General features: G+C 44.5%; 7 protein-coding genes and 1 pseudogene. 6 read left to right on the top strand and 2 right to left on the bottom strand.

The annotated features are described in order from the left end of the window. The first annotated feature begins 443 nt into the window (after positions 1-443). Positions 444-1,712, top strand: a pseudogene (locus QT984_RS01475) (RNA-guided endonuclease InsQ/TnpB family protein). A 698-nt stretch (positions 1,713-2,410) separates the two neighbouring features. Here the strand turns inward: QT984_RS01475 and QT984_RS01480 are convergent. Continuing rightward, positions 2,411-2,854: a hypothetical protein gene (locus tag QT984_RS01480; protein WP_333058561.1), complete on the bottom strand. Its 444-nt coding sequence runs from the start codon at positions 2,852-2,854 to the stop codon at positions 2,411-2,413. A gap of 66 nt (positions 2,855-2,920) precedes the next feature. After that, positions 2,921-3,325, bottom strand: coding sequence for an NIL domain-containing protein (locus QT984_RS01485; protein ID WP_190741019.1), 405 nt, complete (start codon positions 3,323-3,325; stop codon positions 2,921-2,923). A 178-nt stretch (positions 3,326-3,503) separates the two neighbouring features. Here QT984_RS01485 and QT984_RS01490 point away from each other — a divergent pair, with 178 nt between their 5' ends. The 5 genes from QT984_RS01490 (at position 3,504) to QT984_RS01510 (ending at position 12,699) form a co-directional block, all read left to right on the top strand. Further along, positions 3,504-4,106, top strand: a complete 603-nt coding sequence (locus QT984_RS01490) for a thioredoxin family protein (protein WP_333058562.1) — start codon at positions 3,504-3,506, stop codon at positions 4,104-4,106. Positions 4,107-4,540: 434 nt separating this feature from the next. Further along, complete coding sequence (locus QT984_RS01495; RefSeq protein ID WP_333058563.1) at positions 4,541-7,765, top strand: efflux RND transporter permease subunit; 3,225 nt, start codon at positions 4,541-4,543, stop codon at positions 7,763-7,765. A gap of 462 nt (positions 7,766-8,227) precedes the next feature. Beyond that, on the top strand, positions 8,228-9,358 hold the full coding sequence (locus tag QT984_RS01500; protein WP_333270558.1) for a hypothetical protein: 1,131 nt from the start codon (positions 8,228-8,230) through the stop codon (positions 9,356-9,358). Between the two features lie 381 nt (positions 9,359-9,739). Then, the gene (locus QT984_RS01505; RefSeq protein WP_333372905.1) at positions 9,740-10,867 is read left to right on the top strand and encodes a hypothetical protein; all 1,128 of its coding nucleotides are present in this window, start codon (positions 9,740-9,742) and stop codon (positions 10,865-10,867) included. A gap of 650 nt (positions 10,868-11,517) precedes the next feature. Beyond that, entirely contained in the window at positions 11,518-12,699 is a 1,182-nt protein-coding gene (locus tag QT984_RS01510; RefSeq protein ID WP_333372908.1) for an RtcB family protein, read from the top strand. Positions 12,700-12,829 lie beyond the last annotated feature (130 nt).

A 12,829-nucleotide genomic window follows, 5' to 3' on the forward strand; every position in this document is an offset into this window, starting at 1 on the left:
ACATTAAGAAATATGATAGTTAGCTATTTAGTATAAGGTGATACAGAATAACTGTTTGTACAAATGGTGGAATCCAAAAGGCACAGACCATTGGATTGATAGTTGACGAATTTAGATGAGTCCGGCTATACGAAGTCGGGAGGTTGAGGATTGGGGAATTATCTATTGAAGATTTGTTCCGCTAAAACACGGACTTAAAACCAAATAACTATTGCATCTAAAATCCTCGCATCTAAAATCGGCTGGGTCTTCCCGGAAAATTGCTGAGTATTATAAAACTTCATTAAGTTTATAAGCAGTAGTAAGCAAGAATGATAATATGTAGTCAGGAGGTTAACAATGAAACTACCTGACTACGCTAAAGCAATAGGCATAAGTTACACAACTGCGTGGCGGTGGTGGAAGGCAAATAAACTACCACATCCGAGAGATGGAGGCTCTGAATGCAGCTAACAGAGAGACACATCATTAAATCGACGGAACACCGTTTCGCCCAGATTGACGAACTAGCCTTCAAATCCAAAAACCTCTACAATGCCGCCAATTACGTTATTCGTCAGAGCTTTATTTATGGATGGGGTTATGTCAACTACAACGAAATGAACCGCTTGATGAAGTCTTAGGAAGCGTATAAAGCTTTACCTGCTAAAGTCAGTCAGCAAATATTGATGGTACTAGACAAGAATTGGAAATCGTTTTTTGAGGCATTCAATGCTTACAAAGCTGATTCTTCCAAGTTCACGGGTCGTCCAAAATTGCCCAAGTACAAAGATAAAGTTAAAGGGCGAAACCTGCTCGTTTACACCATTCAAGCGATTAGCAGCAAACAGTTGAAGAAAGGAATTATCAAGCTTTCCGGCACTGAACTTTCAATTAAAACCCAACTCAATCCCGATCAGATTTGTCAAGTTAGACTGGTTCCGAAATGTGATTCCTATGTAATTGAGGTAATTTATGATGAACTGGAGTCCACCCTTGGCAATGCCAACTCTGTAGCTAGTATTGATTTGGGGCTGGATAATTTAGTGGCGTTAACTTCAAATCAGCCGGGATTTATCCCTTTGTTGATTAACGGGCGACCATTAAAATCGATCAACCAGTTCTACAACAAACGTAAAGGAAAGTTGCAATCCCAGTTAAAAGGAGGTCGCAAAACTTCACTACGGATTCAGCGCTTAACACGCTGTCGCAATCAAAAAGTTGATAATTACTTGCATCATACCAGTCATGTGATTATTGATATTTTGATGGCAAAGCAGATTGGGACGCTAGTAATTGGCAAGAATGCCCAGTGGAAAACTGAAATCGAGTTAGGGAAGAAAACTAATCAAAACTTTGTTAGCATTCCTCATTCTCGGTTGATTGAAATGTTGGAATACAAAGCTCGGTTAGTGGGAATTACGGTGATTGTGCAGGAAGAATCCTACACGTCCAGAAGTAGCTTTCTGGGTTTAGACCCAATTCCGGTTTACGGAAAAACAGAAAAAGAGCCTGTATTTACTGGGAAACGGATCAAACGAGGTTTGTACAAAACATCAACTGGTCAGTTAATTAATTCCGATGTGAATGCTTCTTACAATATTCTCAGAAAAGCAATCCCAAATGCGTTCAGCGATGGGATAGGGAGCTGCGTAGTTCAGCCAATGCGGGTTAATCCGCTCAAAGTAAAAGTGAAAGGGGAGGGACTTGAAGCCTCCCATGTCTATAAATGACTATACTTTTACCAGCTATGAGGATGTGGCGATGCGGAGATTTTATACAAGAACTAATGGCAGACTCATCTGATGCGTTAAAGTCGGCTATTGAGTTCTCCCTAAAAATAAAATGGCCCCACCGCTGAAGGGCTGTAGGGCGCAAGGACAGTTAAACGCTAACTTGATTGTCGGGAAATTTAGCATCAATGATACTCTGCTATGTGACGATTTTACGATCGTCCATTCACTAATCAACTCTCCCGTATCAAAAAATGTAACCCAGCACCGATCGAATTCAACCTGTCCTATTCTAAAAACAATACCTCATGCATTCTGACTAGCAGCTCCCTAAAGCTGCTTTTTTATTGCGATGAGTTTTTGGCTGCGGGACTTGCGGGTTCTTGGCAATAACATTTTGAGCAACAGTCGCTACACTTCAATACTGCCCTAGGGGTTTTCAGTTCCACTCCAGGTTTGTCGGTAATGGGTAATTAGTAATTGGGAATTAGTAACGCGCAACCGGGAATCGGCAATTGAGAAGCTTTACCTCACGAGGCTGGAAAACTGCTATGATTACGGCGCGGAACGGGGAATTAATCCGGGGGTGGGGGATTGAAAAAAAATAAGCTGTATTTATTGATGGGCGATCTGATAGTTTTCGGCTAAATATCCATTGCGAGTTATAGAATTTGGTTGGATGAATTTCCCGTTCCGAATTAAGAGAATACGAGCCTGCCTGTTTTTGCCCAAAACTCGATCGCTCCGCCCAACCCCACACCTGTTAAAGAAATGGTAGCTAATACCGCAAAAGCCCGCCAATTTTTCCAACCAGATATTTGAATATCGAGTCTTGCCAAAGCTCCGGCTGAAATCAAGAGTAAACAAGTAGCAAAAAGGTGCATCCAAGCAATAATTACTACTGCTACAAAAGCTCCTAAAATTATAGAAATAAAAGCACCCATATCACTCGAAAACCACCGCAAAATTAATGCTTTTATGTCTTTCAACGGGAACGAGAAGGCGGCAGTCAACACTAGAATTGAAGCTATGGCTAGAAACCAAGTCAGGTGCGGGGGAACATCAAACTCAGATAATTTCCAGCCAAAAGTGAAATAAGTAACAAAAAGTAGAGTTAGGGAAACCCAAGAGTTTTTTTTCATCCAATGGCACAATTAGGAGAACCAGGCAAAAAAAAAGATGATGCTCCCGATGAGTTTGTACAGGGCTTAGAGGTTAGTAGAAATAGCTTGCACCGGACAAGTAGGGATGCACTGCTCGCAAACGATACAGCGCGATCGAGCAAAACTTAGTTTAAAGCTTTCTGGGTCAAGGGTCAAGGCTTCTGTCGGGCAAACCCCCGTACATAAACCGCAGTCAACGCAGATATCTTCGTCTATAAGTATTTCCCGACTGGCTAGGGAAACGCCGATATTTTGCGATCGCATCCAGTCGATCGCGGCTTCTAGTTGGTCGATGTCCCCTGATAACTCTAGCACCAGTTTGCCCACCTGATTCGGAGCCACCTGAGCGCGGATAATGTTGGCTGCAACATTAAAATCCTTTGCCAGTCGATAGGTGACAGGCATTTGGATCGATCGTTGGGGAAACGTCAGTGTTACCCGTTTTTTCACCCTGCAAGTCCTCGGTAATTTACAAACAATCTTTGTTATCTTCTGTTTTAGCGCACTTAATCTAATTACTGCCTTTAGCACAAATTTTTATGAAATGGGTCTGATTATCTCAAAATGTGGTATAATCTGAATCTATTATTTAAAATAAAAACATAGAAATCAAAGCGCAATTTATTTTATGACCCAGAATTCGCCCAAGTCAACGGTCGCCCCCGTCGCCAAAAATCCCGAAACAAAAGTCGCCACGCGCCTCAGAAACTTATTGATCGTGTTAACAGCGATCGCCCTTTCAATATCCATCTTCTTCGGGCTGCAAACCCAAACGCCGTCAAGCAGTCTCACCGACATGGCAAAAGCTTCAACGCCATTAGAAACAGCTTTGGTAAATGGCAAACCGACACTCATGGAATTTTATGCTAATTGGTGCGGTAGCTGTCAGGCAATGGCTAAGGATCTGAGCGAAATCAAACAGAAATACGCCGAACCGATGAATTTTGTGATGCTGAATGTAGATAATGACAAATGGCTGCCCGAAATCACAAAATATCGAGTAGATGGCATTCCGCACTTTGTCTATTTGAACGATAAAGGCAGCGCCGTTGCTGAAACGATGGGCGAAATGCCGCGCAGTATTATGGAAGCTAACTTAGAAGCTTTAATTGCAGGAAAACCTCTGCCACACGCCCAAGCAGGCGGTCAAGTTTCTAATTTTACTCCCCCCACAGGGCCTGTGAAAACAAGTAGCTCCGACCCCCGCGCCCACGGCTCTCAAGTACAGTAAATGAAGGAAGTTCGGCAACGGATTCTGTAACGGATGTAACGGATGTCAGGAAGAAGGAAGAAGGAAGAAGGAATAAAGAAGAGGGAAAAGGGAAGAAGACTTTAGGAACAGGCAAGATTCCTGTTCCACAAGAAAGTTTATTTGTTGTGGAACAGGCATCTTGCCTGTTCCTGATGGCGATAAGTTAGAGAGATTCAAAAGCCCCTTGCAATTTCTGCCAATCTGCGTTGTGGGCGATCGACTACCTCTAAAGAAATATTCACAAAAACTTTTGGGAATATTTATTAAGATTTATTATACTCCTCGTAAGGTGCGTCAGTAGATATTCTCTCACCGCCTAGAAAAATTCAAGACTGACGCACCCTACTAGAATTAGTCTGAATGACGGGGCCGACTCTTCAATCTAAAATCTAAAATCTAAAATCTAAAATCGAATGACTCCTGACAAAACCGGATTCAGTATTAGCGCGACCGCGATTCGTCGCCACATCGGCACCCTCATGCTGACACTTGCTATCATAATCGTGGGCCTTTTCTACATCACCCAACTGCCCGTTGACTTGCTACCCTCCATCACCTATCCCCGCATCGGCGTGCGCTTGAACGCCCCAGGCGTATCCCCAGAAGTAGCAATAGACGAAGTTACTCGCCCCCTCGAACAAGGGCTGTCCGCCACTGAAGGCGTCATGCAAGTTTTCTCCCGCACTCGCGAAGGACAAGTCAGCGTCGATTTATTCTTCAGACCGGGGGGAAACATCGACCAGGCCCTCAACGACGCCACCGCCGCTGTCAACCGCATCCGCAACCGACTTCCCGATACAGTTGAATCGCCCACTCTATTCAAAGTGGACCCTTCCCAGCAGCCGATTTACGAATTTGCCCTCACTTCCGACTCCCTGCAAGGAGTAGATTTGCGCGTATTTGCTGACGAAGAATTATCCAGAGAACTAAACGTAATTCCTGGAATCGCAGCAATTGACGTGGCCGGCGGCGTGCAAGAAGAAATTCAAGTAAATATTGACTTAAATCGCTTGCAATCTTTAGGTGTCAGTATTTCTGACGTTTTATCAGCGCTCGAATCCCGGAACCTGGACACTTCCGGCGGGCGGCTGCGGCAAGAAGCAGCAGAACCTTTAACCCGCACCGTCGGGCGATTTCAGAACGCGAAAGAAATTCAGGCAATTTCTTTTCAAGCATCGGGTTCCAATCCGCCAAAACGAGTTTTTCTGCGCGATTTTGCTCAGGTAATTGACGGTACAGAAGAAGAGCGAGTTAAAGTATTTCTCAATCAGAAATCAGCCGTAAAAATTAGCATTCAAAAGCAGCCAGACGCGAATACAATTTCAGTTGTAGATGGCATCAAAAAGCGGCTAGAAGAATTAAAAACATCCGGGGCAATTCCCGAAGGTACGACTATCGTTACTACTTTTGATGAGTCTAAATTTATCCGCGATTCTATTAGTAACGTCGTATTTTCTGGTTTAACCGGGGCTGTTTTAGCGGGGGCATCTGTATTGCTTTTCCTCGCTTCACTTCGCCAAACTTTGATTATTGTCCTGGCAATTCCCCTCGCAACTTTAATGGCGATTATCCTGATGGGAGTTTTTGGCCTATCTCTGAACGTTTTCAGTTTGGGTGGTTTGGCGCTGGGTGTGGGAATTGTGGTCGATAACTCGATCGTCATGCTGGAGAATATTGTCGAAGGAACCAGCAATGCAAACAGTGCCAACGGCAAGCAGCGTTTAAGTAACAAGCAGTTGATTCAGCAAGCAGAAAAAAGCAGCCAAGAATTAGAATCAGCTTTATTTGCTTCCACCATCACTAACTTAGTTGCCGTACTGCCATTTTTGCTCATCGGCGGCTTAGTTTCCTTACTTTTCAACGAATTAATTCTCACCATCACCTTTTCTGTCGCCGCCTCTCTGATTGTCGGATTGACAGTTGTACCGATGATGGCTTCTCGACTGCTAGCGCTGCGGGTATCCAGCGGTTTGAGCAACTTTTGGCCGCTGCGCGCATTCGATCGAGCTTTTACCAATGCTACCGCCGGCTACGGGAAATTTTTATCGGGAGTAGTGCGGTGGCGGTTGATTATCATTGCAGTAGCGATTATTGGATTGGGTGGCGGCAGTTGGCTGATGGCTGGTCAAATTCCCCAGGAAATATTGCCCAGAATTAATACCGGTCAAGCGAGATTGTTTGCTTTGTTTCCTGCAGGCACAAATTTGGCAACCAACCAAAAAATCATGGCAGAAGCTGATAAAATTATCCTCAGCCAACCAGAAACTCAATACACTTTGACGACGGTGGGCGGGCTGTTATTCGGCAACAATACGGTTGAGAATTTGCTGCGCGGCGGCTGCAACATTACGCTGAAACCGGGCACCAATACATTGGATTTTGTGCAGCGAGTTACGCAAGAATTGAATAAAATTGATTTGCCAAAAAACACTCGTTTGCGCCTGATTCCAGAAAATGTGCGGGGTTTGGTTTTAACTAATTCGCCAGTGCGGGGCGCTGAAGTAGATGTCCTGCTTCAGGGCGAAAATGAACAAATATTGCAGCAAACTGGCCGCGAGATATTGGCAACTTTGGATCAAAAGGTAAAATTAGCTCGTTTTCGCCCGGATGGAGACCCGCAGCAAACGGAAGTGCAGATTCGCCCCAACTGGGAACAAGCGGAAGTCTACGGGTTGAATGCGAGGCAAATTGGAGAGGCGATTCAGACAGCAATTCAAGGTTCTGTTCCCACGCAATTGCAGCGGGGAAACCGTTTGGTTGATGTGCGGGTACAGTTCGATCGCGATTCTGTCCAATCGGTTTCGGAACTAAAATTTATTCCTTTAACTGCTAGGGATAACAGCATTATCCGCTTGAGCGATGTGGCGAATATTGAACTGGGAAAAGCGCCGGGGGAAATTCAAAGGCTTAACCAGCGCCAAGTTTTCTTGATTGCGGGGAATATTAATAAGGGCGCGAGTTTGGGCGATGCTTTGAAACAAGTGGATGCAGTTTTGTCAGAAATAAAATTGCCGCAAGGAGTGCGAGTCATACCGAGTTCGGCGGCGGAAACCAACCGGGAATTGCAAAGTTCGCTGATTGTTTTGGGTTCTTTGGCGGCGTTTTTGGTATTTGTGGTAATGGCGGTGCAGTACAATTCGCTTGTCGATCCGCTGGTGATTATGTTAACGGTGCCCCTGGCTTTGGCTGGGGGGATTTTCGGGTTGTATGCGACTAAAACTCCGATCGGCGCAACGGTGATTGTGGGGGCGATTTTGCTGGTGGGAATTGTGGTAAATAATGCGATTATTATGGTGGAGTTGGCGAACCAAATTGGGGAAGATGAAAAGGTCGATCGCGCCACAGCAATTCTCAGGGCCGCACCTCAGCGCTTGCGTCCGATTTTGATGACAACTATTACCACAGTTTTGGGTTTATTCCCCCTAGCTTTGGGCATTGGAGACGGTTCGGAATTCTTGCAACCGCTGGGTGTGGTGGTGTTTTCCGGTTTGTCGCTGGCGACGCTACTGACGCTGTTTATTATTCCGTGTTTTTACATTTTGCTGCACGATTTCTTCGGGATGTTTGCAGGGAATAAGAAACCGCACGGGGTTGTTATTCCTGTGCAGAAGGCGGGGAGAAAGAATGCGAATTTGTAATAATTTAGTGCCAGCAAATACGCGCTTTTCCCGCAATCCGACAGGGAATGAATTCCCTGCCTCATAGCGAAAGTCGGTTAAAACCGACTGTAGATTTTGACGGGAAGTGCGATCTATTTCAGTCCTCTTTTAGAGGACTTTTACTATGAGACAGGGAATTCATTCCCTGTCGGGCTGTCGGTTAAAACAGACTGTAGATTTTGAGGAAAAATACGATCTATTTCAGTCCTCTTTGAGAGGACTTTCGCTATGAGACAGGGAATTCATTCCCTGTCGGACTGTCGGATTTACCAACAATACCGGTACTGCATTTGATGTGAAGTTGACGCCCCGATAATTAGTCGGTAAGGTGCGTCAGTAAACAGTCTCTGACTCCCCAAAGAAATTCCCGACTGACGCACCCTACGATAAATGCTGCAAGATTTCAGTTAAAATAGAGCTTATTTACGCTGAAATATCTTTATGCTGATTTTACCAAAACATGAAAAACAAATTGACTGGGGTATCTTAGCCATAAATCAACGCACTGATTCCGATTGGACTATTGCGACAAGTTGCGATCACAAAAAAGTCACTTTAGTCGATCGTAACTTGTCGCCAAAATACGAATACCACCTTCCCGACGAAATTAGCTGTTTAGCCATCAGCCCCAAAGGCGATTTGCTGGCAGCAATTATGGCAAATGGCAATCATTTAGCAATTGTGGCAGCAGAAAACCAGCTAGTTTTTGAAGAACAGCTACCTAACCCTCCTGTTAAGTTTTCACATTTGCATAACAAGAATGGATTTCAGGACTGCTGGTTTGATGCAGACGGCGTGCGTTTTTGGTGCATGAAATTAATTGAAATGAAGCAAGTCGAGATTCAAATTCGCGATACCAGTTCGTGGCAAATCCAGCGACAACTTTTGCTCAAAGACCCTCTTGGCGCCGGCAGTTCTTTCTCGTTTCACCCACACCCAGAAAATCACATTTTAGCTCTTTATGCTGCTGCCGGTCAGCACGGACAGCAAATCTACTGGCTTTATGATGATGGTACGAGAATTCATGCCGTGGAGGTTCCCTGTCTCTATGACACAGCGCCTCCAGAATTTCATCCTGCTGGTGGCGAATTTGTGGTTATAAATAATTACGATCGACAAATCAGCCGATTCAGTTTTCCTGACTGCAATCTACTTGGAATATGCGAATGCCCTTGTCCTGATTCGGATGACTGGTTTAGGTACTCTATGTGCTACCTATCAGACGATCGCCTTCTAATTGACACCGTTGAAGGGAGAATGTATTTAATCGATATTGACAAAATGGAAATGTTAGATGAACTGATTTTAAGCGGTCATGAACCGCGTCCTTCTCAAGAACTTTATCCTAATCTTAATGAGGAAGAAGGGCTTTGCAGCGACTTGGACTGCTTTTATAGATTTGATTCAGATAGGATTCTTTCGGTTCACTCACAACTGCCGAGTCAAAAGCCTGAGTCTAAACAGAAGACATTAGTTATCTTCGGCGGAAAAGAGCTGTTTGGTTCGCTGGCGGAGGTACAACAATCCGCACCATACAGTAAATTATTCATTCAATCTTTAGGCATTTCTTAATGATTTTCAATACAAAACGCTTCTTGTGCCGTGTTAGCTTTTCACTCGCTTTCCCACAATCCGACAGGGGTTGAAACCCCTGCCTCATAGCGAAAGTCGGTTAAAACCGACTGTAGATTTTGACGGGAAGTGCGAGGGATTTTAGTCCTCTTTCAGAGGACTTGAGCTATGAGACAGGGAATTCATTCCCTGTCGGAGTGTCGGATTTACCAACAATACCGCTACTGCATTTGATGTTAAGTTGACGCGCCGATAATTAGTCGGTAAGGTGCGTCAGTAAACAGTCTCTGACTCCCCAAAGAAATTCCAGACTGACGCACCCTACGATAAATGCTGCAAAATTTCAGTTAAAATAGAGCTTATTTACGCTGAAATATCTTTATGCTAATTTTACCAAAAAATGAAATACAAATTGACTGGTCGTTCTCACACATAAATCAACCCATTAATTCCGAGTGGGCGACCATTGTCAGTGGCGATCGCAAAAAAGTCACTTTAGTCGATCGCAACTTGTCGCCAAAATACGAATACCAGCTTCCCGACGAAATTAGCCATTCAGCCATTAGTCCCAAAGGCGATTTGCTGGCAGCAATTATGGCAAATGGCAATCATTTAGCAATTATGACAGCAGAAAACCAGATCCTCTTTGAAGAACTCCTACCTAACCCTCCTGTTAAGTTTTCGTATAGCAAGAATAGATTTATGGACTGCTGGTTTGATGCAGACGGCGTGCATTTTTGGTGTATCAAATTAATTGAAGGCGAGGAAGTCGAGATTCAAATTCGCGATACTAATTCATGGCATATCCAACGAAATATTAGGCTCAAAGACCCTTTTTATGGCCGTGGATTCTGGTTTCAACGACACCCAGAAAATCAAATTTTAGCTGTTTGGACTACCGATGGTCAGGGCGAATCGCAAATCTATTGGCTTTATGATGATGGTATGACAATTCATGCCGTAGAGGTTCTCTGTGCCGATGATTACATGGGGCCTCCAGAATTTCACCCTGCTGGTGGCGAATTTATAATAGTACATGATTGCGGCCGAAAAATCAGCCGATTCAGTTTTCCTGACCGCAATCTACTGGGAATATGCGAATGGCCTTGGCCTGGGCTGAGTGACGGTTTTGGTAGCTATATGTGCTACCTATCAGACGATCGCATTCTAGTTAATACTGATGAAGGGCTCATGTATCTAATCGATCTTAACAAAATGGAGATATCAGAGCAACTAATTTTAATCGGTCACGAGCCGCGTTCGTCTAAAGAACTTTATCCCAATCTCAAGGATGTTGAAGAAGGGCTTTGCGGCGACCTGAAATATTTCTATCGGTGGGATTCAGATAGCATTCTGTCCGTTCATTCACAAATCCTGACTCAAGAACCTGACTCTAAACAGAAGACATTAGTTATCTTCGGGGGAAAAGAGTTGTTTGGTTCCCTGGCGAAGGTACAAGAATCCGCACCCTACAGTAAATTATTCATTCAATCTTTAGGCATTTCTTAAGGATTTCCAATACAAAACGCTTCTTGTGCCGTGTTAGCTTTTCACTCGCTTTCCCACAATCCGACAGGGGTTGAAACCCCTGCCTCATAGCGAAAGTCGGTTAAAACCGACTGTAGAGTTTGACGGAAAGTGCGAGGGATTTCAGTCCTCTTTCAGAGGACTTTAGCTATGAGACAGGGAATTCATTCCCTGTCGGACTGTCGGTTAAAACTGAGATATTGCACCATTCTCAATTAGACGTAGGGGCGGGTTCGCCAACAGCCTTAAAGCTTGCAAATAGGTTCTATAAACCCGCCCGACCCCACGAAAAATCCTCTTATTGATATTGCTGCAAGATGTCGGTTAAAACCGACTGTAGATTTTGACGGGAAGTGCGATCGATTTCAGTCCTCTTTGAGAGGACTTTTGCTATGAGACAGGGAATTCATTCCCTGTCGGAATGTCGGACTTACCAACAATACCGCTACTGCATCTGATGTGAAGTTGACGCGGCAAGAATTAGTGGGTAAGGTGCGTCAGTAAAAATTCTATGACTCCCAAAAGAAATTCCAGACTGACGCACCCTACGAGAATTAGTGTGTTTGACATCCGAAAGTCTTTGTGTTACACTCGTACTACATAACAAACTTGCAAAACCAACTTAAACAAAAATGCCCTACGAAAAATTAGACATATCAGCCCCAAAACCAGTATTATCTTGGGCAAATCACGCCCTGGGCGAAAAAGAAACCAAGATGACCGCAAACGTAGCATCTTTGCCCTTTGTATTCAAACACGTCGCACTAATGCCCGACGTACATTTAGGAAAAGGTGCTTTAGTCGGTTCAGTAATTGCCACAAAAGAAGCGATTATTCCGGCGGCTGTGGGCGTCGATGTGGGTTGCGGTATGTCTGCGATAAAAATGCCATTCAAAGCCAACAAACTAGAAGGCAAACTCAAACAAATTCGCCTCGATATCGAAGCCGCAATCCCTGTGGGATTTTCGGAAAACAAAGAAGTAGAAACAACTGTCACCAACTGGCAAGGATGGGGCGAGTTTAAGGAACTTCATCAAGGTGTGCAGCACCAAAACAATAAAGCCTTAAAACAAATGGGTTCCCTCGGCGGCGGTAATCATTTTATTGAGGTTTGCGTTGATACTGAAAACTTTGTGTGGCTAATGCTGCACTCCGGTTCTCGCGGCATTGGAAATTTGCTCGCACAGCAGCATATCGAGACTGCTAAAGATTTAGCTAAACTGGCAGAAATTAATCTGGCTGACAAAGATTTGGCTTATTTTGTAGCGGGTACGCGGGAGTTTGCGGCTTACTGGCACGATTTGCAGTGGGCGCAAGATTATGCTCGTTTTAATCGCGATGTAATGATGAATCGGTTTAAGCGAATTGTGGAAAAGCACGTCGCGGGTGGCAAATCTGTTAAGCCGTTATTAGAGGTGAATTGCCACCACAATTATGCGGAAAAAGAAGTGCATTTTGGCGAAGATGTGTATGTTACTCGCAAGGGTGCCGTACGCGCGGATGTAGAGGATTACGGGATTATTCCGGGTTCGATGGGGGCGAAATCTTTTATTGTTAAAGGGAAGGGAAATGCTGAAAGTTACTGTAGTTGCAGTCACGGTGCGGGGCGGTTGATGTCTCGCACTCAAGCTAAAAATGTATTCACTCTCGATGATTTGGTGCGGCAGACTGAGGGGGTTGAGTGCCGGAAAGATGAGCAATTTTTAGATGAAATTCCGGGGGCTTATAAGTCGATCGATGAGGTGATGAGTCAGCAGTCGGATTTGGTGGAAGTTGTGGCGACTTTGAAGCAGGTGGTTTGTGTCAAGGGGTGACAGAAACTGGTTTATTTGTACTTCATATCGTTTCCGGTTGTATCGGAATGATTTAACCGCAGAGGGCGCAGAGAACGCAGAGGGAGAGAATACAGAGAGGAATAATTCCGATGCTACCGGATTTGATATC

The organism is Microcoleus sp. Z1_B2 (assembly GCF_036700325.1).
Taxonomy (GTDB): Bacteria; Cyanobacteriota; Cyanobacteriia; order Cyanobacteriales; family Microcoleaceae; genus Microcoleus.